The sequence below is a fragment of the Pseudomonas sp. LB1P83 genome (genome assembly GCF_054897885.1).
Genome location: NZ_CM142709.1, coordinates 3,688,120 through 3,713,245, shown reverse-complemented (window position 1 = coordinate 3,713,245; position 25,126 = coordinate 3,688,120). Strand labels below are relative to the sequence as shown.

The 25,126-nt window shown below is 60.0% G+C and carries 29 protein-coding genes and 3 pseudogenes; 18 read left to right on the top strand and 14 right to left on the bottom strand.

What is annotated here, in order from left to right; genetic code table 11:
• Positions 1 to 96: 96 nt before the first annotated feature.
• From ACYZTY_RS17205 to ACYZTY_RS17185, 5 genes are all read left to right on the top strand, one after another.
• A complete protein-coding gene (locus ACYZTY_RS17205) occupies positions 97 to 2,100 on the top strand; it encodes an aminotransferase class I/II-fold pyridoxal phosphate-dependent enzyme (protein ID WP_461954719.1) in 2,004 nt (667 codons plus the stop codon).
• Positions 2,101 to 2,129: 29 nt separating this feature from the next.
• A complete protein-coding gene (locus tag ACYZTY_RS17200) occupies positions 2,130 to 2,912 on the top strand; it encodes a transporter substrate-binding domain-containing protein (protein ID WP_461954718.1) in 783 nt (260 codons plus the stop codon).
• Between the two features lie 179 nt (positions 2,913 to 3,091).
• Positions 3,092 to 3,805 (top strand): ABC transporter permease, encoded by a 714-nt coding sequence (locus tag ACYZTY_RS17195; RefSeq protein WP_461954717.1) that lies wholly within the window; start codon positions 3,092 to 3,094, stop codon positions 3,803 to 3,805.
• 5 nt (positions 3,806 to 3,810) lie between these two features.
• Complete coding sequence (locus ACYZTY_RS17190; RefSeq protein ID WP_461959342.1) at positions 3,811 to 4,509, top strand: ABC transporter permease; 699 nt, start codon at positions 3,811 to 3,813, stop codon at positions 4,507 to 4,509.
• Positions 4,509 to 5,516 carry a DMT family transporter gene (locus tag ACYZTY_RS17185; protein WP_461954716.1) on the top strand — a complete coding sequence of 336 codons (1,008 nt, stop codon included), beginning with the start codon at positions 4,509 to 4,511 and terminating at the stop codon, positions 5,514 to 5,516. The genes ACYZTY_RS17190 and ACYZTY_RS17185 overlap by 1 nt, the downstream gene beginning before the upstream one ends.
• On the opposite strand, the pseudogene ACYZTY_RS17180 reads toward ACYZTY_RS17185, so the two are convergent.
• Positions 5,472 to 5,957, bottom strand: a pseudogene (locus ACYZTY_RS17180) (TetR family transcriptional regulator C-terminal domain-containing protein); the annotation flags it as partial. The gene ACYZTY_RS17185 and the pseudogene ACYZTY_RS17180 sit on opposite strands and share 45 nt — an antisense overlap.
• 173 nt (positions 5,958 to 6,130) lie before the next feature.
• On the opposite strand from ACYZTY_RS17180, the gene ACYZTY_RS17175 reads away from it, so the two are divergent.
• Positions 6,131 to 7,147, top strand: coding sequence for a M14 family metallopeptidase (locus ACYZTY_RS17175; RefSeq protein WP_461959341.1), 1,017 nt, complete (start codon positions 6,131 to 6,133; stop codon positions 7,145 to 7,147).
• A 51-nt stretch (positions 7,148 to 7,198) separates the two neighbouring features.
• Here ACYZTY_RS17175 and ACYZTY_RS17170 read toward each other — a convergent pair whose 3' ends face one another.
• The gene (locus ACYZTY_RS17170; RefSeq protein WP_461959340.1) at positions 7,199 to 7,381 is read right to left on the bottom strand and encodes a hypothetical protein; all 183 of its coding nucleotides are present in this window, start codon (positions 7,379 to 7,381) and stop codon (positions 7,199 to 7,201) included.
• Positions 7,382 to 7,516: 135 nt separating this feature from the next.
• On the opposite strand from ACYZTY_RS17170, the gene ACYZTY_RS17165 reads away from it, so the two are divergent.
• The 5 genes from ACYZTY_RS17165 (at position 7,517) to ACYZTY_RS17145 (ending at position 11,643) form a co-directional block, all read left to right on the top strand.
• A complete protein-coding gene (locus tag ACYZTY_RS17165; RefSeq protein WP_222587533.1) occupies positions 7,517 to 7,897 on the top strand; it encodes a RidA family protein in 381 nt (126 codons plus the stop codon).
• A 405-nt stretch (positions 7,898 to 8,302) separates the two neighbouring features.
• Positions 8,303 to 8,941, top strand: coding sequence for a hypothetical protein (locus ACYZTY_RS17160; RefSeq protein WP_461954715.1), 639 nt, complete (start codon positions 8,303 to 8,305; stop codon positions 8,939 to 8,941).
• Positions 8,941 to 9,372, top strand: coding sequence for a phage holin family protein (locus ACYZTY_RS17155; protein WP_461954714.1), 432 nt, complete (start codon positions 8,941 to 8,943; stop codon positions 9,370 to 9,372). The genes ACYZTY_RS17160 and ACYZTY_RS17155 overlap by 1 nt, the downstream gene beginning before the upstream one ends.
• Positions 9,369 to 10,190 (top strand): DUF3618 domain-containing protein, encoded by an 822-nt coding sequence (locus ACYZTY_RS17150; protein ID WP_461954713.1) that lies wholly within the window; start codon positions 9,369 to 9,371, stop codon positions 10,188 to 10,190. The genes ACYZTY_RS17155 and ACYZTY_RS17150 overlap by 4 nt, the downstream gene beginning before the upstream one ends.
• Positions 10,191 to 10,491: 301 nt before the next feature.
• Positions 10,492 to 11,643: a carboxylate-amine ligase gene (locus ACYZTY_RS17145; protein ID WP_461954712.1), complete on the top strand. Its 1,152-nt coding sequence runs from the start codon at positions 10,492 to 10,494 to the stop codon at positions 11,641 to 11,643.
• A 91-nt stretch (positions 11,644 to 11,734) separates the two neighbouring features.
• Here ACYZTY_RS17145 and ACYZTY_RS17140 read toward each other — a convergent pair whose 3' ends face one another.
• Positions 11,735 to 13,441 (bottom strand): amidase, encoded by a 1,707-nt coding sequence (locus ACYZTY_RS17140; protein ID WP_461954711.1) that lies wholly within the window; start codon positions 13,439 to 13,441, stop codon positions 11,735 to 11,737.
• 128 nt (positions 13,442 to 13,569) lie between these two features.
• Positions 13,570 to 13,785 carry a hypothetical protein gene (locus tag ACYZTY_RS17135; RefSeq protein ID WP_461954710.1) on the bottom strand — a complete coding sequence of 72 codons (216 nt, stop codon included), beginning with the start codon at positions 13,783 to 13,785 and terminating at the stop codon, positions 13,570 to 13,572.
• Between the two features lie 163 nt (positions 13,786 to 13,948).
• Between ACYZTY_RS17135 and ACYZTY_RS17130 the strand changes: the two genes are divergently transcribed.
• The 4 genes from ACYZTY_RS17130 (at position 13,949) to ACYZTY_RS17115 (ending at position 16,325) form a co-directional block, all read left to right on the top strand.
• Entirely contained in the window at positions 13,949 to 14,137 is a 189-nt protein-coding gene (locus ACYZTY_RS17130) for a hypothetical protein (RefSeq protein WP_461954709.1), read from the top strand.
• A gap of 48 nt (positions 14,138 to 14,185) precedes the next feature.
• Complete coding sequence (locus ACYZTY_RS17125) at positions 14,186 to 14,902, top strand: NAD(P)/FAD-dependent oxidoreductase (protein ID WP_461959339.1); 717 nt, start codon at positions 14,186 to 14,188, stop codon at positions 14,900 to 14,902.
• 68 nt (positions 14,903 to 14,970) lie between these two features.
• Positions 14,971 to 15,768 carry a transporter substrate-binding domain-containing protein gene (locus tag ACYZTY_RS17120; protein ID WP_461954708.1) on the top strand — a complete coding sequence of 266 codons (798 nt, stop codon included), beginning with the start codon at positions 14,971 to 14,973 and terminating at the stop codon, positions 15,766 to 15,768.
• Positions 15,769 to 15,932: 164 nt separating this feature from the next.
• Complete coding sequence (locus tag ACYZTY_RS17115; RefSeq protein WP_461954707.1) at positions 15,933 to 16,325, top strand: GFA family protein; 393 nt, start codon at positions 15,933 to 15,935, stop codon at positions 16,323 to 16,325.
• Between the two features lie 3 nt (positions 16,326 to 16,328).
• Here ACYZTY_RS17115 and phnE read toward each other — a convergent pair whose 3' ends face one another.
• The 7 genes and pseudogenes from phnE to ACYZTY_RS17080 all read right to left on the bottom strand — a co-directional run bounded on the left by phnE (position 16,329) and on the right by ACYZTY_RS17080 (position 21,417).
• A complete protein-coding gene (gene phnE / locus ACYZTY_RS17110; protein ID WP_461954706.1) occupies positions 16,329 to 17,096 on the bottom strand; it encodes a phosphonate ABC transporter, permease protein PhnE in 768 nt (255 codons plus the stop codon).
• Positions 17,093 to 17,920: a PhnE/PtxC family ABC transporter permease gene (locus ACYZTY_RS17105; RefSeq protein WP_461954705.1), complete on the bottom strand. Its 828-nt coding sequence runs from the start codon at positions 17,918 to 17,920 to the stop codon at positions 17,093 to 17,095. Before ACYZTY_RS17105 ends, phnE begins: the two co-directional genes overlap by 4 nt.
• Entirely contained in the window at positions 17,914 to 18,711 is a 798-nt protein-coding gene (locus tag ACYZTY_RS17100) for a phosphonate ABC transporter ATP-binding protein (RefSeq protein ID WP_461954704.1), read from the bottom strand. The genes ACYZTY_RS17105 and ACYZTY_RS17100 overlap by 7 nt, the downstream gene beginning before the upstream one ends.
• Positions 18,708 to 19,559 (bottom strand): putative selenate ABC transporter substrate-binding protein, encoded by an 852-nt coding sequence (locus ACYZTY_RS17095; protein ID WP_461954703.1) that lies wholly within the window; start codon positions 19,557 to 19,559, stop codon positions 18,708 to 18,710. The genes ACYZTY_RS17100 and ACYZTY_RS17095 overlap by 4 nt, the downstream gene beginning before the upstream one ends.
• Positions 19,560 to 19,732: 173 nt before the next feature.
• Positions 19,733 to 20,062 (bottom strand): annotated as a pseudogene (locus ACYZTY_RS17090) (HIT family protein); the annotation flags it as partial.
• A gap of 296 nt (positions 20,063 to 20,358) precedes the next feature.
• Positions 20,359 to 20,718 (bottom strand): DUF6124 family protein, encoded by a 360-nt coding sequence (locus ACYZTY_RS17085; protein WP_461954702.1) that lies wholly within the window; start codon positions 20,716 to 20,718, stop codon positions 20,359 to 20,361.
• 450 nt (positions 20,719 to 21,168) lie between these two features.
• Entirely contained in the window at positions 21,169 to 21,417 is a 249-nt protein-coding gene (locus ACYZTY_RS17080; protein ID WP_461954701.1) for a hypothetical protein, read from the bottom strand.
• Between the two features lie 207 nt (positions 21,418 to 21,624).
• Between ACYZTY_RS17080 and ACYZTY_RS17075 the strand changes: the two genes are divergently transcribed.
• Both ACYZTY_RS17075 and ACYZTY_RS17070 read left to right on the top strand, forming a co-directional pair.
• Positions 21,625 to 21,966 carry a hypothetical protein gene (locus ACYZTY_RS17075; RefSeq protein ID WP_461954700.1) on the top strand — a complete coding sequence of 114 codons (342 nt, stop codon included), beginning with the start codon at positions 21,625 to 21,627 and terminating at the stop codon, positions 21,964 to 21,966.
• Between the two features lie 98 nt (positions 21,967 to 22,064).
• A pseudogene (locus ACYZTY_RS17070) lies at positions 22,065 to 22,490 on the top strand (acyltransferase family protein); the annotation flags it as partial.
• An 84-nt stretch (positions 22,491 to 22,574) separates the two neighbouring features.
• Here the strand turns inward: ACYZTY_RS17070 and ACYZTY_RS17065 are convergent.
• The 3 genes from ACYZTY_RS17065 to ACYZTY_RS17055 all read right to left on the bottom strand — a co-directional run bounded on the left by ACYZTY_RS17065 (position 22,575) and on the right by ACYZTY_RS17055 (position 24,492).
• Positions 22,575 to 23,177 (bottom strand): P-loop NTPase family protein, encoded by a 603-nt coding sequence (locus ACYZTY_RS17065; RefSeq protein ID WP_461954699.1) that lies wholly within the window; start codon positions 23,175 to 23,177, stop codon positions 22,575 to 22,577.
• Between the two features lie 98 nt (positions 23,178 to 23,275).
• Positions 23,276 to 23,461, bottom strand: coding sequence for a winged helix-turn-helix transcriptional regulator (locus ACYZTY_RS17060; protein WP_461954698.1), 186 nt, complete (start codon positions 23,459 to 23,461; stop codon positions 23,276 to 23,278).
• Positions 23,462 to 23,613: 152 nt separating this feature from the next.
• On the bottom strand, positions 23,614 to 24,492 hold the full coding sequence (locus ACYZTY_RS17055; protein ID WP_461954697.1) for a LysR family transcriptional regulator: 879 nt from the start codon (positions 24,490 to 24,492) through the stop codon (positions 23,614 to 23,616).
• Positions 24,493 to 24,698: 206 nt separating this feature from the next.
• On the opposite strand from ACYZTY_RS17055, the gene ACYZTY_RS17050 reads away from it, so the two are divergent.
• Complete coding sequence (locus ACYZTY_RS17050) at positions 24,699 to 25,124, top strand: VOC family protein (RefSeq protein ID WP_222586807.1); 426 nt, start codon at positions 24,699 to 24,701, stop codon at positions 25,122 to 25,124.
• Positions 25,125 to 25,126: the final 2 nt, after the last annotated feature.

Below are 25,126 nucleotides of genomic sequence, written 5' to 3'. Positions count from 1 at the left end.
TTCTGTTGAACGAGTGTTCAGCTTCGATTATGTTCGTTCCACCTCCCCGGCTGGTTGCGCGGGCTTGCGTTTCTTCTATTCGAACGAGGCACTGGCATGCGGTTTTCACCCTTTGTTGAGCGGATTTCAGGCGACGGCGTTGCCGCCTGGGATATTCACAATGCGGCCTTTGAAGCCCAGCGCCGTGGTGAGGATGTGATCATTCTCAGCGTCGGCGACCCGGATTTTCCCACTCCTGACTTCATCACCGATGCCGCGATTCATGCGCTGCGTGAGGGAGACACCCACTACACCGAGATCGCCGGCCGCCAGGCGTTGCGCGAAGCCATCGCCGCTCGGTACAGCCAGCTGTTCGACCGTGAGGTGACAGCACCAAACGTCATCATCTCGGCGGGGGCGCAGAACGCGCTGTTCATCACCTCGATGTGCCTGCTCACTACCGGCGACGAAGTGATTGCCCTGGACCCGATGTACGTGACTTACGAGGCGACGCTCAAGGGTTCCGGCGCCACGTTGGTTCGCGTGCCGTGCTCGGCGGATTCAGGTTTCCGGCTCGATGCCGCCGTGCTGGCCAAGGCCATCACCCCGCGCACCCGGGCGATGTTCTTCTCCAATCCGAATAACCCCACCGGCGTGGTGCTCAACCGCGAAGAGCTGCAAGCCATCGCCGACCTCGCCATCCAGCATGACCTGTGGGTCGTGGTGGACGAGGTCTATGAGAGCCTGACCTTCGAGCGTGAGCACCTGAGCCTGGCGGCGTTGCCGGGCATGGCCGAGCGGTGCGTGGTGATCGGCAGTCTGTCGAAATCCCATGCCATGACGGGCTGGCGCACTGGCTGGATCGTCGCCGATGAAACCCTCGTGGCGCACGCCGAAACCATGGTGTTGAGCATGCTTTATGGCTTGCCGGGTTTTGTCATGGAGGCTGCGCTTAAAGCCGTGCAAGCCCATGAGGACGTGACCCACGGCATGTGCGATATCTATCGTCGGCGTCGCGATCTGGTGGTGAGCAGCCTGTCGGATTGCCCGGGAATTTCAGTGCTCAACCCCGATGCCGGCATGTTCGTATTGATGGACGTGCGTGACACCGGCCTGACCTCGCTGGAATTCGCCTGGCGTCTGCTGCGTGAGGCGCGTGTATCGGTGCTGGATGCGGCGGCTTTCGGCGAGCCGGCCCAAGGTTTTGTGCGGCTTTCGTTCACCCTCGGTGAAGAACGACTGGCCCAGGCCTGCCAGCGTATTCGCGACTTTGTCCTGGTATTGAAAGGCGAAGCGCCGCGCCCGGTGATCAGCCGTGTCACCTGCGAGTCGGTGGTTGCACCCGTCACGACCAAAACCATGATCGAAGTCGATGGCCTGCACAAACGCTTCGGTAATATCGAGGTCCTCAAAGGTGTTTCCCTGACGGCCCGCGAAGGCGATGTGATCTCGCTGATCGGTGCCAGCGGCTCGGGTAAAAGCACCTTGCTGCGCTGCATCAACATGCTCGAAGTGCCGGACCAGGGGCGCATTCTGGTGGACGGCGAAAGCATTCACCTGAACTTCGACCGTCCCGGCGCGCCGCTGGTAAAGGACGCCAAGCAACTGGTGCGCATCCGCTCCAGCCTGGGCATGGTGTTCCAGAACTTCAACCTCTGGCCCCACCGTACGGTGCTGGAAAACCTCATCGAGGCGCCGACCCAGGTCCTGCGTGAAAGCCGTGCGGAGGCCACTGAACGGGCCGAAGCCTTGCTTGAGCGCGTCGGGCTTGCGGCCAAGCGCAACGAGTACCCGGCGTTTCTCTCCGGGGGACAGCAGCAACGGGTGGCCATCGCCCGCGCCTTGGCCATGCGGCCCAAGGTCATGCTGTTCGATGAACCCACCTCGGCACTCGACCCGGAACTGGTCGGCGAAGTGCTGCGGGTGATCCGCTCCCTCGCGGAAGAAGGCCGGACCATGATCCTGGTGACTCATGAAATGGCGTTCGCCCGCGATGTCTCTTCCAAAGTCGCCTATCTGCACCAAGGGCTGATCGAGGAAGCCGGTACGCCGGACGAAGTGTTCGTACACCCACGCAGCGAGCGTTGCCGGCAATTCGTCAACGCTCATCAGACTCGCTAATAACATCATAAAAAGACGGGGCAAAAATCATGGGAAATCGACGTTTGGCAAACTGGATGACGGGCGTGGCCTGCGTGTTGCTGGCCGGGATGAGCGCGGCCCAAGCGCAGCCGATCAGGTTCGCGGTTGCGGCCGAACCCTATCCGCCGTACACCGAGAAGCAGGCCAACGGTGAATGGAAAGGCTTTGAAGTCGACCTGATCCACAAACTGTGCAGCGAAATGAATGCCGAGTGCGAGATCAAGGAAGTGGCGTGGGACGGGATCATTCCGTCGCTGTTGTCGAAGAAGATCGACGTGATTTTCTCCTCCATGTCGGTGACCGAAGAGCGCGAAAAACAGATCGCGTTCAGCAAGGCGTATTACGACTCGGTGATCGCTATCGTGGGGCCGAAGGGCACGTCGGTGAAAAAGTATCCGGATGACCTCAAGGGCAAGATCATCGGTGTGCAGAACTCGACCGTGAGCGCCAGCTACCTCAAGCAGTACTACGAAAAAATCGCCGACGTTAAGTATTACGACACCCAAGACTCGGCCAACGCCGACCTGATTGCCGGTCGCATCGACCTGATGATGGCGGACGGCACGGCCATGGCGGCCTTCGTGCAGACTCCTGATGCGAGCAATCTGGAATACCTCGGCGCCGTGCCGTATGACCCGATCTTCGGCAAGGGCGTGGGCGCCGGCCTGCGTAAGGATGACGCGGAACTCAAGGCAAAGCTCGACAAGGCCATCACCTCCTTGCTGGTCAGCAAAGACTATGACGACCTGTCCCAACACTACTTCGGTACCAGCGTGAAACCTGCCTTCTGACGACGAAGTATCGGCCACTGGAAAAAATAGTGCGCCGACTACCCCCTTGTAGGAGTGAGCCTGCTCGCGATGGCGGTAGTTCAGCTTGCATTGATTCTGAATGTTCAGACGTCTTCGCGAGCAGGCTCACTCCTACAAGGGATTGCGTCAGACAGTGATTGCGCCAACTGGAGACTCAAATGCCAGCCATGTTCGAATTGATCAACTTCAGCGAAACAGGATGGGGCGGTGCGCTGTTGAAGGGTCTTTGGATGACCCTGCAAATATCCGCCGGGGCCTTCGTGGTCGGGCTGCTCATCGGTCTGGTGGTGGCCTGCCTGAAGCTCGGCGCGCCAAAACCCATCGCGGCGCTGATGCGCGGTTACACGACCTTGTTCCGCGCGATTCCGGAGTTGCTGCTGATCCTGTTGCTGTACTACGTCGGCTCCATGCTCCTCAATTCGCTGATGACCCAGATGGGCTACGGCGTCATGAATGTCAGCGGTCCGCTGGCCGCCATCATCGTGCTGGGCCTGGTGCAGGGCGCCTACGCCTCGGAGATTTTCCGGGCGGCGATCCAGGCGATTCCCTTTGGCCAGATTGAGGCGGCGAGGGCATTCGGCCTGAGCGGTTTCGGCCTGTTCCGTCGCGTCACGCTGCCGATCATGGCGCCGTATGCGATGGCCGGGATGGCCAACCTGTGGATCAACCTGATCAAGGACAGCGCATTGATCAGCGTGGTTGGCACCAACGAGCTGTTGTACACCGCCAAGCAAGGGGCGGGTTCGACGCGTCATTACTTGTTGTTCTACCTCACGGCCGCAGCGATGTATTACGCGGTGACGTTGGTGTCCAACTACCTGTCTGGACGGCTCGAGCGGCGTATTCGTCGCTGGATGCCTTTGGCTGAGTGAATGAAATGATTCCAGCGTGGATAGTTGAATACGCGGCGCTGTTGGGCCGGGGGCTGCAAACGACCATCACCATCCTGTTGATTTCCAGTGTGTTCGGTTTCGCGTTGGCGGTGCTGGTAGCGCTGGCGCGGATCTCGAAAAACAAAGTGATCGCCAAGGCCAGTGTGTTCTACACCAGCGTGTTGCGCGGTACGCCGTTGCTGATCCAGATCTACATTTTCTACTACGGGCTCGGCAGCCTGTTTGCGCAATTCCCGCTGATACGCGGCAGTTTTCTCTGGCCGTATTTGCGCGACGGATACTGGTACATCGTATTCGCGCTGGTGTTGTCGGTAGGCGCGTATGTCGGTGAAGTGATTCGCGGCGGACTGCTGGCGGTGCCCAAAGGCGAGATGGAAGCGGCCTCGGCGTTTGGCATGACACCGCGCCAATCGCTGCTGCGGGTACGCTTGCCTCGGGCGCTGCGGTTGCTGTTGCCGACACTGGCCGGGGAGACCGTGATGTTGCTCAAATCCACAGCTTTGGCCTCGACGATTGCGATTGTCGATCTGCTGGGCGCGGCCAACGTGGTGCGGGCGCAAACCCTGCAGGTCTATGAGCCGCTGTTGCTGGTGGCCGGGGTTTATGTCTGCCTGACGTTCCTGATCGAGGCGCTGTTTGCTTTTGCCGAACGGCGCGGGACGCCCGTGCGCAGGTCGGTGTAATGAGCACGTCAGGGGTCGTCGACCGGTCGCTGCAGGGCATTGGCCTGTGCACGTTGGGGTACGCGTTCCTGGCGTTGCAGGACGCTGTCATTAAGTGGCTGGTGGCCGATTATTCGGTGGTCACCATTCTGTTCTGGCGCAGCCTGGTGGTGGTCGTTGCGTGTCTGTTGGCGGGACGCCTGCGTGTAGTCCAGCGGGCCTGGCGTTCGCCGAGCCGACGCTTGCTGGTGGTGCGCGGTTTGTTGTCGATTGTCGCCTGGCTGCTGTATTACACGGCCGCGCGGGACCTGACGCTGGCAGAAATGACCACCCTGTATTTTTCCGCGCCGATCATGGTCACGGTGCTGGCGGCGGTGATTCTCAAGGAGCGCGCCAGCGGCTGGCAGTGGTTTTCCCTGATCATCGGTTTTGTCGGGGTGATCATCGCTTGCCGACCGAGCAACATCGCCGATCCGTGGCCGATTGTGCTGACGCTGCTGGCGGCGATGTGCTGGGCGTTCACTTACATCCAGTTGCGTCAGGTGGATGACCAGACCTCAGTGCTGGAGCAGATGCTGATCACCAACGTGGTGTTTGTGCTGTGCATGACGGTCGCGTTGCCCTGGACGCACACCCCGTCACCGACCCCGGCCTGGCTGGGCATGCTGGTTGCCGGCCTGGTGGGCGGTATCGGCCAGTTCCTGCTGTTCGCCAGTTTTCGACGGGCCACCGCGACCTTGCTGGCGCCGTTCGAATACACCGGGCTGATCTGGGCGTTCCTGCTGTCGAGTCTGATCTGGGGCACGTTGATGGACGTGTCGCTGATGATCGGTGCCGGCCTGATCGCGGTCAGCGGCACCCTGGCCATGATCTTCGGTCGTCACCCATCACAAGACGTCGTCGGCGCTGAATGCTCCGTGACGCAGCCCCTTTATCCAGCAACGACAGATATGGAGGCCGTTGGCGGGGCTGAAGGTTTCGGGGTTGAGGCACCACTCGATCCAGAGTCCGTCGAGCATCGCCGATAAACCGATGGCGGCCAGGCGCGTGTCGTGGATCACGAAACCTTCGCTGGCCGCCATGTCATCAAGCAGTTGGCGCAGCAGGTCGAGGTAGGCGCGGTAGCTTTTTTCGTGGGACAGGCTGACGTGTTCGGAGTGACGAATCAGGCTCCAGAACACCACCCAGACACTCAGCAATTGCGGGTCCATGACCCTTGGCGAAAAAGAGCCTTTGAGAAACGCGTCCATCTTTTCCGCCGGGGTGCCGACCTGCTGGATCTCATGGAGCAGGGCGGTGGTCAGTTCGTTCGCGATCTTCTGGTAAGTGTCGGCGATCAACGCATCGATGCTGCCGAAATGGTGATTGAGCAGGCCGACGGACACCCCGGCTTCGGTGGCGATACGGCGCACGGAAATGCCCGCGTGACCGTCACGCACCAGGCAACGCACCGTGGCGGCAACCAGCATTTCACGGCGCTCATCGGGTTCTGCGCGACGGTTCTTTGGAGAGGGGGTTGTCACAAGGGAATCCTTGGGTGCAGTGCCTGGTTGGCGAGCTTAGTTGAACATGCGTTCAATCTCCAGTGCCGGCCGCCGCGATGCACCGGTTTTTAACGTTCATGACGGGGGAGGACAAGCAGATGGCGCAGGATATTTCGTTCAGTGTTCGCAACAATAACGGCGACGCGGTGCCGGTCGGCGCGTGGCGTTTCGAGGGCGACGGCAGAGGGCCGAAGGTGCATTTGCAGGCCGGCGTGCATGCCGATGAAATTGCCGGGATGCTGGTGCTGCATCTGTTGATGCAGCGGCTTCACGTCGTCGAGTCCGAGGGCCGGCTCAAGGGCCGTGTGACGGTGGTGCCGCAAGCCAATCCCCTGGGCATCGGGCAGTTTCGCCAGGGGCGGATTCTCGGTCGCTTTCACGACGCGACCGGGCATAACTTCAACCGCTCGTTCGACCAGTCCGCCGCGATGGAGCGACCTTCGACCAACGTCCAGGAATGGCAAAAAAAACTGGTGCAACTGGCGGCCACCGCGGATGTGATGCTCGATCTGCACACCGATGACGAGGCCTTGCCGTACCTCTACGTGCACCGTAGTTTCTGGCCCCGAGGTCGCGAACTGGCGGCAGCGATGAAGATGGACGTGGCGATCATCTGGGATGACGGCGGCGACGGCTCTTTCGAAGAAACCATCATTGCGCCGTGGCTGCGCGATGGCGTCACCGACCAGCGCATGGCCGCGACCCTGGAGTTGCGCGGGCAGGGCGATGTCAGCGACCGGTTTGCCGAGCAGGATGCTGCGGGACTGTTCGCCTGGCTGTGCAGTTGCGGGGTCATCGACGAAGCGTTGACACCCGGTGACTGGCCCGTCGAGGTGATGGAAATGGGCCAGATGGAGACCATCCTCGCCCCGCAACCCGGGGTGCTGATCTTTGAAAAGGAACTGGGCGATTTCGTCGAAGAAGGGCAGCGCTTTGCGCGGATTCTGCGGCGCCCCGGTGATCCGTCTTCCGAAGTGGTGTTGGTGGCCGAGCAAGCAGGGCGGATGGTGACACGCTACCGGGACCGGCTGGTGCCGCAGGGCATGGTCGTGGCGAAATTCACCGGGAGCCAAGTGTCGCGTAACTGGAAGGGCGGGTTGCTAGACCCGAACTAGGTGCAGAGCATTGGCCACGCCCGCTGATCACGAGCGGACGTGGTCCTCACGCTAGTTTCCATCCGCTACTTTGCGTTCTATCTCGGCTATTTTCCGCCTCAACGCCTCTGCTTCCTCCTCTTCGGGAAGCGCTGCTGGATCGACCTCTTCGGCGTCCCTGTCCTTCCGATCCCTTTCGGTGTCATTGACACTGTCATCGCTGTTCATCTCGTGTACCTCCGTTGACCTACACATTGGATGCAGCGGCAGGGAGGGAGTTCGAGATTTTTTCCCAGGGTTCAGGCGCACACGCAATCCCGGCTCCGGCCTGTAAACTGTCCGCGCAAAAGGCATCGACCGCCTCGTTACTACTTCAAGAAAGAGATCCCCATGGCCAACCAAGACATCACCTTCACCCCCGATCCCGACGCGGACTCCATCTCCTCCGACGTCGCCGGTTTCGGCGGTCTGCTGGTCTCCACGCAGATTCCAACCCACGCCGACGGCAGCCTGGAACTGGGCGATATCACCCTGCAAAGCGAGTGCACGCTGCAGGCGCTGAAGGTCGCGCTGGAGCGCGCCGGCAGTTCCATGGACCGGGTTCTGCACCTGACCATCTACCTCACCGACATGGCCGACCGCGCCGCGTTCAACGAGGTCTACAAGCGCTTCTTCGCCAAACCGTGGCCGGTTCGCGCCGCCGTCGGCGTGGCCGCGCTGGCGGTCGAAGGCATGCGCGTGGAAGTCACCGCGATGGCAGCCAAAGCCTGACGTTTCGGGTCAGGTGCGATGAAAATCCGTCTGACCCAGTTTCAAAAACAATGACGACTCATGTCTCTGTGCGACAAGCCTTATCCCGCTACGAAAGTTTACGCAATGGCAAGTCGAACACCGATGCTGGGCAGAATGTGGATCAGAATCGCTTCATCATTAACTACACGTTTTCGCTGCTGTAACCATGGTAGTTGACGGGGTGGGGGCATATCCATTACCGCAGAAATGGATATACCCCCCCCTTGAAGTCAGCAGCCACCCCCCCCAGGCGACGAACTGAACGCATCACTCATCATTCCGTTGGAACTCCCCATCACCCCCCTCCGTCATCTGCAGTGAGGGAGGCTGCACTCACTGCGAACTCCCGGAACGCTTGTTTACAGACAGAAGGCGAGGGATGACATGAATACTTCAGACAGCACGACCGGGAGTCAGCCAGATAAGCCCGATTCCGCAGGGCCGGAGCCAGGCTTTGGACACTTGAAGGAGGACGTGACAGAAGCACTTGAAGGCGCGCGACAACAGGCGGACGCCCAGTTCGGCCAGTACCGCGACACCGCAGCCGATCAGATCGAGGCCTTGGCGAAGGGAGCGAAATCAGTCGTCTCCGAACTTGAAAGCAAGGACACGCTCGGCATGTCCGATTACCTGGCAGACATGGCGGACTCCATGAGTGGCCTGGCCGGAAACCTGCGCGGCAAAAGTGCCGAACAACTGCTCCATGACGGGGCCGAGTTGGCTCGCAGCAATCCTGGGCTGTTCATTGCCGGCAGCATTGCGCTGGGCTTCGGCCTGTCGCGGTTCCTGAAAGCCGGCAGTTCCCCAGCTGCAACATTCCCCGATGCCGACAACCCGGCAGCCGGTCACTCCATGCCACCGTCCGGCGGTTTTGGTGCACATCGGCCCTATGAAACCTCCGTTGCATCACGCAACGATCCAAGCCCTGGCATTACGCCGGCCTCACCGAATGAGCAAGACCACCCTTCGAACTTTGCGACGACCTCGACACCGGGTTCGACCAACTTCAATGGAGCACTGTGATGAACAGAGAAGAACCAGATTTTCCGGGCTCAAGACCCGTGTCTGCGCCTGATCATGACGCTTCGGTCGTCGGGTTGTTACGCCAGTTATCCCGTGAAGTGCCCGCGCTATTCACCAAGGAACTGGCGCTGGCCAAAGCCGAACTTCAAACCAGTCTCTCGACGCTCAAAGCAGGGATTGCCGGTGTTGCCGGCGGTGCAATTGTGCTGCTGGCGGGGCTCATCATTCTGTTGATGTCCGCGGTCTACGGCCTCAGCACCGTGATGGCGCCGTGGCTGGCAGCGCTGATTGTCGGCGTGGTGGTGATGATCGTCGGGTACGCCATGCTGCAGTCCGGAAAAAAACAATTCGAACCGTCCCACTTCAAGCCTGATCGCACGCTGGATGCCTTGAACAAAGACCAGGAAGCGCTGCGGAGGAAAGTCTCATGAACAGTGAATTCGACATCGAAGCGGCAAAAAGCCCTGAAGCCATCGAGCGTGAAATCGATGCGCAGCGGGCGAGTATCGGCAACATCGTCGATGCGCTGGAAAGCAAGTTCACCCCTGGCCAGATGTTCGATCAGGCGCTGACGCTGATGCAGAGCAACGGCACGACATTCCTGAGCAACCTGGGCACCAGCGTTCGCAATAATCCGGTTCCCGCCGTCCTGACATCCGTCGGATTGCTGTGGTTGATGATGAGCCAGAATCGCCCACCGTCACCCCGTCCAGGCTATCGCGCTGGCCCGGATCAGAACACCGTCGGAGAGTGGGCCGATGGCTTGGCTGACGGCATCGACAGTGCCCGCGACCATCTGCACCAGACGGCTGACACGCTCAAGGACGGTTATCAGAACGTCAAAGGCAAGGCAGCGCACCTGGGCGACAATTTGGGTGCCGCCACCGAAAACATCAGCCATGCCGTGCATGACGTCAGTGACCGATTGGTGCGCAATACGCAGGTGCTGGGCAATCAGTTCAGTCAGTTGTTGAAGGAGCAACCGCTGATGGTCGCCGCGGCGGGCATCGCGTTAGGCGCCATGTTGGGCGCCGCATTGCCTTCGACAGCGACCGAGCAACGCTTCATGGGCAAAACCAGCGCAGACCTTGCTGACAAGGTAAAGCAGCAGGCAAGGGAAGGATTCGAAGCTGTGCGCGACACCGTGACCAAAACCACCGATCACTCGGACGTAGAGACGAAACCGGAAGGGGAGTACCGCGCAGCCTCCGATACGCCAGCCGATCTGTCCCGAGGTTTGGGCACATAAAGGGCTGCATGAAAGGCGGGAAGTCTGGCACAAACTTCCCGCTTTTCTAACGGTTGCCGAGGCCCGTTAAGCAAGTTCAGCCACGACGCAATCTTTGTAGCAGCTGGCGAAGCCTGCGTTCGGCTGCGAAGCAGTCGTGAAATCAGACAGTGCGGCGTTTCAGGTAGATCGCAAACACAGATTAACGACTGCTGCGTCCGAACGCGGCCCGAGCCGAACGCAGGCTTCGCCAGCTGCTACAAAACCGGGTTTGCGCAGAAGTGGGTATTTGGCCGCAGTGCGCAAGCCGAGAAGAGCATCGATGGACAGACACCTGAAGTTTGGCATTGAAGAGGAATACTTCATCACAGACCTGGACACCCGACGCATGGCCGAGAGGCCTCCTGACGCTTCCATCGCAGCGTGCCAGGTGGTGTTGGGCGATTGCTTCGCGCACGAGATGTTCCAAGGGCAAATCGAAGTCGCTTCACCCATCTTCACCAGCGTCGAGCAAGCAACGGAGTACCTGTTTTCCGCGCGCACAAGGTTGCGGCAAACGCTGGAAGGGTACGGTCTGGGACTGCTCAGTGCCGGGAGCCATCCTTTGGCTGACTGGCGTACGCAACAGGCCACGGACCAACCTCACTTTCTTCAACTGTTCGAAGACTACCAGCGCGTGGCAAGGCGCAGCCTGCTGTCCGGCCTGCACGTGCATGTTGAAGTGCCAGGGCACCTGGATCGCATTCGGGTGATGAACGAAGTCTTGCCGTGGATGCCATTGTTGTTGGCACTGAGTACGTCTTCACCCTTTTGGGGCGGCGCCGACAGCGGCTTTATGAGCTACCGGCAGACGGCGTGTGATGAGTGGCCGCGGATGGGCATTCCGGAGTTCTTCGAAGATCAAGACGCCTATGACGCCTACGTCGCCTTGCTGATCCGCACCGGCACGATCAAGCAGGCGGGCGATTGCTGGTGGGGGCTGCGACCCGCCGCGAAGTACCCGACGTTGGAGATGCGGATGACGGATGCTTGTCCACGCCTGGATGACGTGTTGTGCATTGCCTCATTGTTTCGATTACTGGTTGCCCATGCCATTGATCAGCCACGTCCGGGATCGAGCTATTCGCAAGCGTCGCAATGGATCCTCAAGGAAAATCGGTGGCGGGCGAAACGGTCCGGTATCCACGCAGCCTTCATCATTGAAGGTTACGACCGGCCGTTCTCCGCCGGGCAATGGCTGTTCAGGGCGCAACAGATCCTAGGGGACACGGCTCGGAAAATGGGCGTGGAGAACGTGTTTGCCCAGGCCCGCCGGATTCTTCGGGATGGGACCAGTGCAGATCGGCAGCGGAGCGCCTATGCGCGAGCCTTGCGTGGTGGGAAGGATGTGCAAAGCGCTCTGTCGGACGTGGTGGGGCAGTTGCTGATGGAAACGTCGCAAGCGCCGTGCATCAGTGAAGTGGCGCTTATCTAAGCGCGGGCACTTGGCGAGAGGGCTTTTGTGGCGAGGGGATAAATCCCCTCACCACAGGGGACTTGTTCGGCTGAAGTCCGCTCGTATCTTTTCAGCCCAACAACGGCGGGGTCCGCGGCGGAACCAATCGCTTGGAACCAACCGACTCAAACGCCGAAGCAAAGCGCAGCAGCGCTGAGTCGTCATAGGCACGCCCGGCAAATGTCAGCCCGACTGGCATGCCGATGTCCGCCATGACACCCATCGGCACCGTGACCGTCGGAACACCCAGGTGGCGGATGGCGAGGTTACCGTTGGCGACCCACACCCCGTTACTCCACGCGATGTCCGCCGACTGCGGATCGACATCGGCATTCGCCGGCCCCACGTCGGCCACTGTCGGGAACAGCACCGCATCAAGGTTCAACTGATCCATCCAGTCTTCAAGGTCGATTCGACGGGTCTCTTCCAGTCCGCGCAAGCCGTCAGGCACCGTGACGATCCGGTCCCACGGCGTGATGCCGCGTTCGGCCATCTTCACGTATTCGTCCATACCCGCGGCAAGGTCGTCTTCGCGATTGGGCAGGGTGCCCGGGTCGTGGGGGAAAATCAGCGGTCCGTCGACGTCGGCCAGACGGTTCAGTTTCGGATCACCGTTGGCCCGCAGGAAATCATCGAACGCCCAGGCCGACAGGTCCCACAACTCATGGTGCAGGAACTCCTTGGACACCAGGCCGCGAGTGAACACGGTCGGCGCGCCAGGACGATCACCTTCGCAATTGGAGACCAGCGGGAAATCGACCTCGATCACTTCGGCGCCTGCGGCTTCGAGTGCCTTGCGCGCGTCTTCCCAGAGGCTGATCACGGTCGGACGGGTGTTGATTTTCTGCCCTGTCGGGCCACCGATGCCCGGCGCCTCGCTGGTGCCCGCTTCGGGGTCCGCGTTGATGTAAATGCGCGGAACGCCGAAGCGTTTTCCAGCAAGCACATCGGACTTTACGGCCAACTCGGCATAGGACGCGGGGCGCACCGAAGCAACACTCGGAATCGGCACCCAGGGTTGCATCCGCCACAGATCGCCCCGTGTGTCGGGATCATCCGCCACCACCACGTCGAGCACCTCGAGCAGGTCGGCCATGGTTCTGGCGTACGGCACCACCACGTCCATCGTCGGCGTCAGCGGCCAGTTGCCGCGCACCGAGATCACCCCACGCGAAGGCGTATAGGCGCACAAGCCGTTGTTCGAGGCCGGGCCGCGTCCGCTCGACCAGGTTTCTTCAGCAAGGCCGAATGCGGCGAAACTGGCGGCGGTGGCAGTCCCGGCGCCGTTCGAGGATCCCGAGGCAAAAGGGGCTGTCAGGTAGTCAGCGTTGTACGGGCTCTCGGCACGGCCATAGACCCCGCGTTGCATGCCGCCATTGGCCATCGGCGGCATATTGGTCTTGCCCAGGCAGATCGCCCCGGCGGCGCGCAGCCGTTCGATGGTGAACGCATCGCGATAGGCAATCAGGTTCTTGAAGGCCGGACTTCCAGAAGCTGCTGTGAGGCCCTTCACCAGATAACTGTCCTTGGCCGTGTAGGGAATACCATCCAGCGGACCAAGCGTTTCGCCCTTGGCCCGACGGGCATCGGACGCCTGCGCTTCGGTGAGCGCTTCGGGATTGCGCACCACCACGGCGTTGAGCGCGGTGGGCGTTTCGGGGCCGTCGTAGGCCTCGATCCTGGCAAGATAGGCCTGGACCAGCTCAACCGCACAGGTCTGGCCAGACTCCAGCGCCGCACGCAGTTGGGCGATGGAAACTTCGGTGACTTCGATCATGCTGTTGTCTCAAAATGGGTGTTCATATCGGTTTCTCGTTGCACGGCAATACGCGACAGGGTCTGGACTTGGAGCCTGGGCGTTCTATTTAGCACCAAGGCGGGCGCAGAAGGAAACGGTGAAACGGTTTAGGCACTGTTTCGGGGTTGGCCGGGCACTACCTGTTCCAGCCAGTCGAGGAACTCGCAAAAGCCGCTTGAGCGCTTCACCCGCTTTGGATAGACCAGCGTGTAACGCCCGCCCGTGATGATGCGGCCCGCATGCACGCGGGTCAGTTGCCCGGTGAGCAATTCATCGTGTGTGAGCACGGCGTCGACGAGCGCGATGCCCTGACCGCATTTCACGGCGACGATGGCCGACTCCAGCGTATCGAACGTCAGATGCGCGTTATCGGCCCCGGTCGAGCCTGGGTAGTACCTGATTGGCTGGGGCGCCTCGGGCCGTAACGGCGGCGGGTGTTCGCATCACCACAGTCCGCTGTTTCTCGAAGAGCAACGACTGTGGCCGATGATGGACGAATTGCTCGGTTACCCGACCGAATATCGCCCGGACCGCATCAGTATCGATCTCACCGAACACCAGTTGTCACTCGACAAAAAAGTCGTGGACGAAGCCAAGTATTATGGGTTGCGCGCTGACCTCCTGAACCCTCAGGAGGTGCGGGAACTCGTGCCCTTCGCGGGCGATAACGTGTAGGCGGGCTACTACTACCATTTCGGCGGCCACGCCAATCCGCACCGCACGCTGCAGGCCTATGCATGGGCGCTGCAAAATCTCGGCGGTCGCGTTCTCGAGCACACGCCCGTCGTCGCCATCGAACGCCAAGGCGACCGCGTGACGGGCGTGCGCACGGCACAAGGCCTGATCGCCTGCGACCACCTGGTGATTGCCGCCGGCCCGCATACCGGTGAATTGGCGGCGCAACTGGGCGTAGACATTCCGCTGGTCACCGCTCGCGCCGAAATGATCGTGACCGAACCGCTGCCTTTACTGGAGGTGGGTGGTGTGGATGGCAATGGTTTGTATGGCCGGCAAACCCTGCGCGGCAACCTGGCATATGGTGGCGGCCCGCATGAATGGGTCGAGCTCGCCGATCTGCGTGGCACGCGTCCGCAGTCGACACCCCTGCAATGCAATATCGCCAAACGACTGGCCGAACTGTTCCCCAAAATCGCTCACAAACGGGTGATTCGCAGTTGGGCAGGATTCATCGAAAACACACCGGATGGACGTCCCGTCATCGATCGTCCTGCGGCACTGGGTAACGTCACCGTCGCGACGATGTCCGGTGTCGGTTTCGGGCTCTCGCCGGCGAGCGGTCATGCCATCCGCGATCTGGTTGTTGACGGTGAGTGCAGTTTCGCCGACCTGTCCACGTTCTCGCTCTCACGTTTTGCGGCCCTCGAGTCAGATTGGCAAGCGATCCAGGGATGGCTGCCGTTGCCCGTACTCGGGGCTTAGAAAGGCTTTTTTGTACTGATGTTGAATCGTTCTGTTCGCAACCATCCTCCTGAAAAAAAGGATCGACCATGAAACGAATATTCCGCAATCTGGTTTTACTGGCCTCAATCGGCATGACGTTGAGTTCCTTTACGGCCCCGGCCAGCGCAGCGGACGACAAGCTGCGTTTCGGTGTGGCCGCCGAACCGTATCCGCCGTTTCTGGTCAAGACACCCACCGGGCAATACACCGGTTTCGAGCCGGACCTGATCCGGGCGCTCTGCGAGCAGATGAAAGCCGAGTGCGAGATCAAGGAAGTGGCCTGGGACGGCATCATTCCGGCACTGCTCGCCAACAAGTTCGACGTGCTCTTCAACTCAATGGGCATCAGCCCGGAACGGCAGAAAGTCATCGCCTTCTCGCGTCCTTACTACGAGACGACAGGGATTTTCGTCGCACCGAAGGACGTCAACCTGACGCTGACACCGGAAGGCCTGGCCGGTAAATCCATCGGTGTGCAGGGCTCGACCACCAACGCCGAGTTCATCCGGACCGCTTACGGCAAAGCCTCGAACATCCGTATCTACACCACGCAGGACGACTGCAACGCCGATTTGCTGGCGGGTCGTATCGACGTCATGTTCCTCGACAAGCTTGGCGACATCGATTTTCTGAAGTCCCAGGACGGGTTGGCGTACGAAGAAAAGGGCACCGGCAGCGTCAAGATGGACCCGTTGCTCTATGGCCTGGGTATCGGGGCGGGCTTGCGCAAGAGTGACACCGTACTCAAAGAGCGAATCGATGTGGCGCTCACGCAGTTGCATGCTTCGGGCAAGTACACGAAAATTTCGCAAAAGTACTTTCCGGTCGATCTCTGGTCACACTGACATCCAGCAGCGGGGGAGACCTTAATAACGTCTGATTTTATCTAGCGACCGGCCGCTGCATCTGCCAATGCAGCGACCACTTGTTTCTCGATGTCTTTCTCGTCCGAACGCCCGACGGCGCTCCTTGTAAACACTTCGACCGCTTGATTCAGAGGAGACGCAACATGGACCGATTCACCGGCGGCTGCCTGTGCGGCAATGTTCGAATCGAGGCGTCAGGACGGCCTTATCGGGTCGGCCTTTGTCACTGCCTCGACTGCCGCAAGCATCACGGGGCTCTTTTCAACGCCAGCGCGATATTCCCTCAGGAGGCGGTGAAGATCGAGGGCGAAACACGTGACTACGCCGGGCGGCATTTTTGTCCTCGCTGCGGCTCGTCTGTTTTCGCACGCACCGACGACGAAATCGAAGTGAACCTGGGATCTCTCGATGCCCCTGACCAACTGATGCCAACCTACGAAAGCTGGATCGTGCGTCGCGAGTCCTGGTTGCCGGCGTTTGCGCTCATCAGACACTACCCGCACGATCGTGAGTCCACGGGGCGTTCTGAGGAGTAACCATCAAGCCTTGACCCAGCGTTGGCGGCTCCAGCTGCTCAATGAATCGACGGCGAAGACCAGGAGCAGCATGGCCAGGATCACCGTGCTGGCTTGAGCTTCCTGGAACAGGCTGAGACTCACATACAGCATTTGCCCCAAACCACCAGCGCCGACGAAGCCCAGCACACTGGCCATGCGGATGTTGTTTTCCCAGCGGTACAGGATGTAGGCCAGTAGCTGTGGCAACAGGTTGGGCAGTGTGCCGTAACAGAACGCCCAAACGGCATTACCGCCCTGCAGGCGGATGGCTTCGGCCGGTTCTGGCGGGGTGTTTTCCAGTGCTTCGGCAAACAACCGACCGAGCACGCCAGTGGTGTGCAGGGCCAACGCGAGAGTGCCGGCGTTGGGGCCGAGTCCGGCGGCCAGGACCATCAGTGCGGCCCACACCAGTTCCGGAACCGCGCGCAAAGCGTTGAGCACCAGGCGCGACGCACTCTGAAAAGGCCAGCCGAAACGGCCGGCCGCGGGCAGTGCCAACAGCAGACCGAACACCGCCGCGAGCAGGGTGCCAAGGGCTGACATGGCAATGGTTTCCAAGGCACCGTGGCCGATGGCTTGCAGATGACCCGCGCTCAGGTCCGGGCTGAGAAAACGTTGCGCATAGGCCCCCATCTGCTTCAGGTTGCCGGCGGCACCGAGCTCGCCAAGGTCGATGTTCAAGTAGTTGAAAGAAGCGACAACCGCGATGCCGATCAAAAGGATCAAGGCCAGGTTGATCAGGCGATTCATGCCAGCCTCCAGCGCAGCAGGCGGCTGAGTTGATCGGCGAGCAGCACCAGTAAGAGAAACGTCAGCAACAGACTGGCCACTTCACCACCGGCGAACATGCGCAACGACAGATCCATTTGTTGGCCCAGACCGCCGGCACCGACGAAGCCCATCACCACCGAGGCGCGGATGGCGCACTCCCAGCGGTACACCGTGTACGACATCAGCTCCGCCGCCACATTGGGCAGGATCCCGTAGCAAAACGCCGCGAGCCGACCGCTGCCTGAGCGCAGTAACGCGTGGGCCGGACGCTGGTCCACCGACTCGAAGATTTCCGCGTAGACCTTGCCCAGCATGCCGCTGTAAGTAATGGCAATGGCCAGCACCCCGGCCGTCGGGCCGAGGCCGACGGCACGCACGAACAACAGGGCCCAGACGATTTCCGGCACGCTGCGCAGGAAGATCATCAACCCGCGTACGGGCCAGCGCAGCAGTTGGCCGCCATAGCTCGGGCGACCGGCACGGGAGGCAGCCGACAGTGACAGGGCGCGACTGGCCAGCAGGCTGGCGGGGACGGCCAACAGCAACGCCAGGGCCATGCCGGCCGTTGCGATGGCCAGGGTCTGCAAGGTGGCTTGCAACAGCAGCTCAATGAACTCCTCGCCATGGGCCGGTGGCCAGAAAGCCGAGACAAATCGGCCCATCTCGCTCTGACTGTCACTCGTCAGCAGGACGCTGAGGTCCAGCTCGCTGTAGCGGATACCCGGCCACAGCAGAGCGATCGCCAGCAGGCTGAGGAGCAGACGGGGCAGGGCGGCAGGATCGCGGGTGGCAGACGTCAGCATCGGGGAATCTGCACACTCAAGGACACGGGAAGCACCGGCGAGGATTGCAGTTGTTCGTTGGCGTAAAGCGTGTCGAGCAGCTCGCGGTCGACCTCGTTGGCCGCAAGGTCGAACAGGATCTGCCCGTCACGCAGGCCGATGATCCGCGAAAAGTGCGCCAGGGCCAGCTCCACCGCATGCAGGCTGGCGACCAGGGTGACGTTGTGCTCACGGGCATGACGACACAGCACCGACAGCGTGTGCTCGGCCAATACCGGGTCCATCGCCGATACCGGCTCATCGGCCAGCAACACCTCGGGCGCTTGATACAACACCCGGGCAATGCCCACGCGCTGAAGCTGTCCGCCCGACAGTTGCTGGCATTGCGCGAACAACTTGTCGCCGAGGTCCAGCCTGGCCAATGCCGCGCGGGCGCCCGGAATATCCAGCGGATGCAGCAGGTTCAGCAGGCTCTTGCCCAGGCCCCACTGACCCAGTTTTCCGGCCAGCACCGCGGTGACCACGCGCTGGCGCGGTGGCAGGGGCGGCGATTGGTGGATCAGACCGATGCGCGCGCGCAGTCGCTGTCGCTGGCGGGCAGACAGTTGCCACGCTCGCTTGCCAAGCACCTGCAGTTCGCCCTTGTCCGGTCGCAAAGCGGTGGCCAGCAGGTTGAGCAGGCTCGACTTGCCAGCGCCGGACGGGCCAATGATGGCAACCTGTTCGCCTGCACGGATGTGCAGGTCCACGTCACGCAACGCCTGGACGCCGTTGATGTGAGTCAGGCTGGCCTGGGTCAGACGCAATGTCATTTCAGCAATTCGGCGGCGCGTGCGGCTTCCTCGATGCCTTTGTAATTGTCAGGGCTGGTTTCGATGAATCGGCTGGCAGCCTGCAAATCGAGAATTTCCTTGTCCTTCGGGTTCGCCGGATCGAGCGCGAGGAAGGCTGCCTTGATCTTCGCCGCCAATGCCGGGTCGAGGGTCCCGCGCACCGTCCAGTTGTAGTCGAAGTAGGCCGGGGTGGTCGCAAACACCTTGACCTTGTTGGTGTCGACCTTGCCGGCGGCGACCAGTTTTTCCCACACGCTGGCGTTCAGCACCCCGGCGTCCACCTTGCCGGCCTGGACCCAGGCAACAGTGGCGTCATGCGCGCCGGAGTAGCCCACGCGGCTGAAGTAGGTTTCCGGCTTGATGCCGTCCTTCAGCATGTAATAACGCGGCATGAGACTGCCCGACGTGGAGGACACCGAGCCGAAGGCAAAAGTCTTGCCCTTGAGGTCGGCGAGGGATTTGACGTTCGGGTCGGCGGTGATGAATTTGCTGGTGAACTGGGCGTCCTGTTCGCGCTGTACCAGCGGAATCGCATTGCCGGTTTTCAGGCGCGTCTGCACAAACGTGAAACCGCCCAGCCAGGCCAGGTCGATGCGGTCGGTGGCCAGCGCCTCGACCACGGCCGGATAGTCGCTCACGGGTACGAACTCGACCTTCATGCCCAGTTTCTGTTCGAGATAAGCGCCAAGCGGCTTGAACTTGCGCAGCAATTCGGTAGGGGCTTCATCGGGAATCGCACTGACTTTCAGGGTGTCGGCGGCCTGCGCCAACAAGCTGCCAAAAGACAGCGTAAAGCCGACGGCCAATGCCAGGGTACGCTTGAGCATGGAAGCTCTCCGGTGAAATGAACAAAAAGAATATCGTTGCGCCTGGCACAAGCTGATTGCTGCCTGGCGCTTTGTGAGGGTAGACGAAGCGCAGCGATATTAACCGCTTTTGACCTAATCATTATGTGTCGTGAGGGGGGCAATCGACACCAGAGCAGACAAACTCGCTGCCCCTATCTGAATGCTTTGCGTAAATCATCAATGACCCGGTCGATTGACGGCCCTTGGACTGCCGACGGCTCCGGGCTTTCTCCAAACTCACGCCAGATGAACAGCGTCAGTTCCGCTCCGTCAGTCAGTGACTGGGCGTTTTCGACGCTGGCGAATGTCTGCAAAAGCCTGTACCTGGCATCTTTCCAGAAAAGCTCCTCGACCCAGGCGTACACCGGGATGAAGTGAAAGTGGATGGGGTAGTCAGGGTCATGACCGAATCGACTGATGTAGAGCCACTTCGGTTTCAGCTGCAACTCCAAGGTTTTCTGGATGTTGGCCATCAGCCCACCAGAGAAGCCAGTGGGTGGTTTCAAGAATGACGAATTGTGGTGCTACTTCCATGTGCTGATGTCCATGATCATGGGGCACACAGAGTATGTGATCTGGACGGCAACAAACTGGCTGCTTATTGCTTTAACCCTGTTTAAGCCTTGTATGAGGCTAATGCCGTTCACTTCAGAAAATCTTTAGTTGAGCAAAAAACTGTGGCGAGGGGATTTATCCCCGTTGGGTCGCGCAGCGGCCCCAAAAAAGGGACCGCTGCACAGCCCAACATCAATTACCCGCTCAACACAGCAGACCGCACCTACTTGGGCAGATCAATTCTATCCAACACCCGGTTCGCTGTAATCTCCGCCACCATGATGCTGTTGGAAATACCCAGCAGGGCATAACGCGACTCACCCTCCAGATGATCCACCAACTGGTGGACCATCACGTCGACCGAGGCCAGGATCTCGACCAAATAAACTGCCAGAATTTCGGCCGTGGCTTCCGGGTCCACGGAAAACAGACTGCTGCGTGTTCGTGGGGCGGCTTTGATGTCGGCATTCGACGGGAAGTGGAAGTCGAGCGCCCGCTCGGCGGCCTCGTTGAGCTTCTTTGAATCAGGTTCGTACGGGGAGGCCGGATCGGTGTCCGGTGGGTTTGGCGTAACTTTGAACATGGCAAAACTCCTAGAGATATGGAGCTGCCACCATTCGCTGCGAAACGAAAATAGGTGGCAACTGTACGCGGGTTCGCAGACCAGGACTCTAGGAACCCGGCAGACCCTAAGGTCTCCCACGCACAGCCGCCATGACATGAATGACAGACCTGATGAAGCGTCTGCTCATGAGACGTAGACGTTGTGCGTCTAGAGATTACCCGGGCTGCGAAACCCGATCACTGATGGGCAGTGACGGGTATCAAGTTACCGAGGGGCCCAAAGGCGCACAAGCCGGCGGATTCTGGCGCAGCCGTAGGCAACGGCGCAAGGTTTTGTAGCTTTCAGGACGTAAACTCGAAGGCGTTTAAACAGGCCGTCCCCAGCCTGTTTAATCAGCAAGCGCACGCCGTGAGAGGCGATCAAATCAAGGATCAATTCCGGCCAACGAATCGCCCCCCCCCGAACCTGTCATGGGTCAGGCGAAAGCCACGTATCCACCACCCGCCGATCCAGCTCCTCCCAAGCCGCCATGCCCAACACCCGCGTGGTGTTCAACCCGCGCAGATAACCGCGCAGTTGATTGGCGGTGGCATGCACAAGCTCCGAGTCGGGCGCGTTTTCGCACAACAATACGGTTTCGTACTCGATCAAATAGTCGGCCACCCGGTCACGGAAATCGGGCAGGACGGCGTCGCGGATCAGGTCAAACGTTCTCAAGGAGAGGCCTCATCAATCTTTTTAAGTTGGGATTGAGTGTGTACCAGTCTGCGCGGCACGCAACTATTGCTGGAAGTAATAGTGACAATCAAGAAACACAAGTTCTGCTTTGTCAGCAATGACCGGACAATCGCCCCCATCGAACACCCCCCGTGACGCTGTCACGTCGCGTGATGAACCGGACTTTTTATTTTCAGGATGACACCGATGAGCCCTTTGTTTGTGCCTGTCATGGCGTTGGCTTCTTTGTTGCTCGCCGGTTGCGCCTCTGCGCCGAACGACCCGACGCTGACCTTGCAGACCCGCAAGACACCTGCGCAATACGCCGATTGCGTCGTACCGAAATTGCAGGGCAGTGCGTTGAACCCGACCGTCTCGCAGACCCAGCGCAGCTACCGGATCGTGGTGCCGAGCAAAGTTTCCGCGGACAACGTGCTGGAAGCCTACAAGGCCGGCAGTGGGGGCAAGGTGTTCATCTACGAGCGGCACTTGCTGGCCTCGAACTACCTGCCTTCGAGTTTTGAACGCGCCGCACAGGATTGCATCTGACCCGGCCCGTAAACGTTTTCAAGCGCTCCTTTGGTTGGCCGCAACCAACCAATTTTTTGCCCCGCACCGCGTTTCGGTTGCGGGGCTTTTTTTTGCGCCGACAGGCGAAGGGCTTGGCGATCGCCGCCGGCACCGCCGTGGTGGCTGCCTTGATGTTTGCGGCAATCGAAGCGGGACTGATTGAGCGCCGGCCGTTCAATGCGGAGGTGACTGCGGGTATAGCGTCAGGCATCCCGGCCGTGTACGTGCTGACAAAAATCAGGTTTCATCGGATTGACGAGTTCCTCGGCGACATCAGCTACGGCGTGTTTTTGAACCACTTTGTGGTGATGTACTTCCTGCGCGCTTTCTGGCCCGTTGCCTATGACGCGCACATCGTTGCCGCCGTTCTGGTCCTGTCGTTCGGATTGAGCTGCGTTTCGTACTACTCCATCGAACGGCCGGCCCTGCAACTCCGTCATGTGCTTCGGGCGGGCGTGAGGTATGGCGTAGGTAAACCGCAAGGCGGCGAAACAGCGGTTTAGTGCGAGTGGTGGCTGGTGCTCGTAGAGCGGAGGCCGAGTGGCAATCGACGGTGATGCCTTGCGCTGGATTGCAGCCTTCTGGGACTACTGACCGCTTGTGGGGTCCGGACCTCCGTCCGGGCCAAGGCAGCTCGCGCGCGCGGGGTGTGGAGGCCGGGCGGAGGTTTCAGGCGCTGCGGGCAAACTATCGAGAAATGCCGCAATCTGCCGAGTGCCGCGCAAGTGCAGCGTAGGAATGTGCGGACCCACGGCCAGGTGCACCGCCTCGATACCTGGGCGGTAGCCGCGATCGAAATTCCATACGAAGTTCAGAAAGGTCAAGAACTCCCGGTCGAGCTTCTCTGTACAGCCCGCTGCAAGGTCTGGGCGTGGGCGGTTCATTACGCTGCGCATGATCACCCGTGTGAAACAGGTGAACCGCGGCGTATCGAGCCAGATGATCAGGTCGGCACGGGGCAGGCGAAGGTCGAAGGTTCGCCGCGCATAGTTGCCTTCACAGACCCAGGCATCCGTTGCGATCGCTTCGCAGACCCGTGCACGGAATTGCTCAGCATCGGGTTCGACCCAGCCCGGCTCCCAGAACAGCGTGTCCAGATGCACCACGGGCAGACTCAAGCGCTTGCCGAGGGCGCGGGCGAGGGTGGATTTGCCGCTGCCGGCATTACCCAGAACTACAATCCGTTGCATCGGGACATCCTGTCGCGAAAAAAGCCGGCGATTGTGCAGGTTTTGGATGGTCAGTTAAAGGCTGAAGTGGCGCGGGACCGCATCAGGGTCAATTGGAGTCAGTTAACGCGATCTCGAACGACCGCCTCGCATGGCAGCAGCCTATGACCCTCGTCGAGTTCTACGGCGTGATGGACGCCCCAATCGATCAGAGATTCCAGGATGGACCGCAGGCTTTCGCCGAGCGGGGTGAGCAGGTATTCGATCCCCTGACGATCCAGGGTGCTGGGTTGCCGGCTCACCATCCCGTGTTCCTCAAGCGCTCGCAGTTGCTCGAAGCAGGCGTTTGGTACTGGGTGGCTCTGCGAACGCCTGCTGGTCGCCGCCGTTGCCGGTGGGTCAGGAGCTTTGGCTGAAAACAATGGGCCCTTCAAGCTCCCTTTTTGCAATCCGGGATTTATTCGGCGGCGGTCTTTACCTGGTCACTAATAAGCTGTGCCAGTATCCGCACAGGTTCAGTCAAGCTTTGGCGAGACCTGTGTACCAGCCCGATATCACGATGAAAGGTGTGTTGTCCGAGGTCGAGTACTCTTACAGCCGCTGGCCATTCCTTATGTATCGCTGTCTGAGGCACCAGAGCTACACCTACGCCATTTTCCACTAGCTTGATGATTGCCTCCAGTTCATCCAGTTCGCAAACTTCACGCAAGGTGAAATGCATCTGGCGCAGGAAGCGATCCACCTGTCTGCCCCCGAATGATGATCGGTCATACCGAATGAATGGTTGGCTGGAAAGCAACTCTGACCAATCTTCTCCCCGTACCTCGCGCGGAACAATCAGTCGGTAAGGTTCAAGTGCCAACGTCGTCCAGCGTAGATCGCTCTGGAGCGAGAAGGGTGGGCGAATGATTGCGGCCATGTCGATCTCGCCGGCATCCACAAGGTTCACCAATTCCATCGATAACCCCGGAATTACGCGGGTTCGGCATTGCGGGCATTGTTGGTGAAACCTGGCGAGTGCATCCGGAAGATAGGAGCGCTGCACGGAAGCGATAGCACCGATGTTCACCAGAACGCTCGCAGGAAGTCCGACCGTGGTGGAGCCTAAATTGTCGTAAAGCCGAAGCAGTTCTTGCGCTTGCAGAAGTATTTGATGACCCATCCTGTTGAGGTGGGCTGAGCGTCCCTTCCTGTCGAAAATCTCAAAGCCGAGTTCGGCTTCCAGACGCTGAATCTGTGCGCTCACGGCTGCCTGGGTGAGGCCGATTTTATTCCCGGCAGCGGCAAACGTACCTTCCCGTGCAACGGCGATGAGTGTTTTGAGTTCTTTGATCATTCATAAATATTAATTGTGTTTCTAAGAAAATTATATTGATTTTTTTGCTTGGTTTGCCGCCCTACGATGTGCCTATCCCCCGACAACGGCATGAACCTATTAGCCGATGGCGGTGGGACGGCGGAATTTGAAGGGGCGCGAAAAACCAACCGCTTGCATTCATGCGCTCCGTCCTTCACCAACAAAAAAACTGTATTGGAGTTTCGATGAGCCTCTCGCCTTTCCACCTCGCAATCCCCGTTTACAACCTCGCTGGCGCACGCACATTTTACGGCGAAGTGTTTGGCCTGGAAGAAGGTCGTTCCAGCACCCAGTGGGTCGACTTCAACTTTTATGGCCACCAACTGGTTATTCACGAACACCCGAAAACTGCTTCCCAGGAAAGCGTCCATAGCAACCCGGTAGACGGCCACGACGTACCTGTTCCGCACTTCGGCATCATTCTGGGCTGGGAAGAATGGGAAGCACTGGCCGAGCGCTTGAAGTCTTTCGGCACCGAGTTTGTGATCGAACCCTACATTCGTTTCAAAGGGCAAGTCGGCGAGCAAGCCACCATGTTCTTGTTCGATCCTTGCGGTAACGCCCTTGAATTCAAGGCATTCAAGGATATGAGCCAGCTCTTCGCTAAATAAGA

Bases quoted from the DNA above. Each gene is read 5' to 3' on its own strand.
- ACYZTY_RS17195 (WP_461954717.1), top strand. From the start codon at position 3,092: ATGCCAGCCATGTTCGAATTGATCAACTTCAGCGAAACAGGATGGGGC.
- ACYZTY_RS17190 (WP_461959342.1), top strand. From the start codon at position 3,811: ATGATTCCAGCGTGGATAGTTGAATACGCGGCGCTGTTGGGCCGGGGG.
- ACYZTY_RS17115 (WP_461954707.1), top strand. From the start codon at position 15,933: ATGGACCGATTCACCGGCGGCTGCCTGTGCGGCAATGTTCGAATCGAG.
- ACYZTY_RS17095 (WP_461954703.1), bottom strand. From the start codon at position 19,559: ATGCTCAAGCGTACCCTGGCATTGGCCGTCGGCTTTACGCTGTCTTTT.
- phnE (WP_461954706.1), bottom strand. From the start codon at position 17,096: ATGAATCGCCTGATCAACCTGGCCTTGATCCTTTTGATCGGCATCGCG.
- ACYZTY_RS17145 (WP_461954712.1), top strand. From the start codon at position 10,492: ATGGACAGACACCTGAAGTTTGGCATTGAAGAGGAATACTTCATCACA.
- ACYZTY_RS17055 (WP_461954697.1), bottom strand. From the start codon at position 24,492: ATGATCAAAGAACTCAAAACACTCATCGCCGTTGCACGGGAAGGTACG.
- ACYZTY_RS17170 (WP_461959340.1), bottom strand. From the start codon at position 7,381: ATGTGTAGGTCAACGGAGGTACACGAGATGAACAGCGATGACAGTGTC.
- ACYZTY_RS17200 (WP_461954718.1), top strand. From the start codon at position 2,130: ATGGGAAATCGACGTTTGGCAAACTGGATGACGGGCGTGGCCTGCGTG.
- ACYZTY_RS17050 (WP_222586807.1), top strand. From the start codon at position 24,699: ATGAGCCTCTCGCCTTTCCACCTCGCAATCCCCGTTTACAACCTCGCT.
- ACYZTY_RS17075 (WP_461954700.1), top strand. From the start codon at position 21,625: ATGAGCCCTTTGTTTGTGCCTGTCATGGCGTTGGCTTCTTTGTTGCTC.
- ACYZTY_RS17060 (WP_461954698.1), bottom strand. From the start codon at position 23,461: ATGGTGAGCCGGCAACCCAGCACCCTGGATCGTCAGGGGATCGAATAC.
- ACYZTY_RS17185 (WP_461954716.1), top strand. From the start codon at position 4,509: ATGAGCACGTCAGGGGTCGTCGACCGGTCGCTGCAGGGCATTGGCCTG.
- ACYZTY_RS17105 (WP_461954705.1), bottom strand. From the start codon at position 17,920: ATGCTGACGTCTGCCACCCGCGATCCTGCCGCCCTGCCCCGTCTGCTC.
- ACYZTY_RS17100 (WP_461954704.1), bottom strand. From the start codon at position 18,711: ATGACATTGCGTCTGACCCAGGCCAGCCTGACTCACATCAACGGCGTC.
- ACYZTY_RS17150 (WP_461954713.1), top strand. From the start codon at position 9,369: ATGAACAGTGAATTCGACATCGAAGCGGCAAAAAGCCCTGAAGCCATC.
- ACYZTY_RS17120 (WP_461954708.1), top strand. From the start codon at position 14,971: ATGAAACGAATATTCCGCAATCTGGTTTTACTGGCCTCAATCGGCATG.
- ACYZTY_RS17140 (WP_461954711.1), bottom strand. From the start codon at position 13,441: ATGATCGAAGTCACCGAAGTTTCCATCGCCCAACTGCGTGCGGCGCTG.
- ACYZTY_RS17175 (WP_461959341.1), top strand. From the start codon at position 6,131: ATGGCGCAGGATATTTCGTTCAGTGTTCGCAACAATAACGGCGACGCG.
- ACYZTY_RS17155 (WP_461954714.1), top strand. From the start codon at position 8,941: ATGAACAGAGAAGAACCAGATTTTCCGGGCTCAAGACCCGTGTCTGCG.
- ACYZTY_RS17165 (WP_222587533.1), top strand. From the start codon at position 7,517: ATGGCCAACCAAGACATCACCTTCACCCCCGATCCCGACGCGGACTCC.
- ACYZTY_RS17205 (WP_461954719.1), top strand. From the start codon at position 97: ATGCGGTTTTCACCCTTTGTTGAGCGGATTTCAGGCGACGGCGTTGCC.
- ACYZTY_RS17065 (WP_461954699.1), bottom strand. From the start codon at position 23,177: ATGCAACGGATTGTAGTTCTGGGTAATGCCGGCAGCGGCAAATCCACC.
- ACYZTY_RS17130 (WP_461954709.1), top strand. From the start codon at position 13,949: ATGATGGACGAATTGCTCGGTTACCCGACCGAATATCGCCCGGACCGC.
- ACYZTY_RS17085 (WP_461954702.1), bottom strand. From the start codon at position 20,718: ATGTTCAAAGTTACGCCAAACCCACCGGACACCGATCCGGCCTCCCCG.
- ACYZTY_RS17160 (WP_461954715.1), top strand. From the start codon at position 8,303: ATGAATACTTCAGACAGCACGACCGGGAGTCAGCCAGATAAGCCCGAT.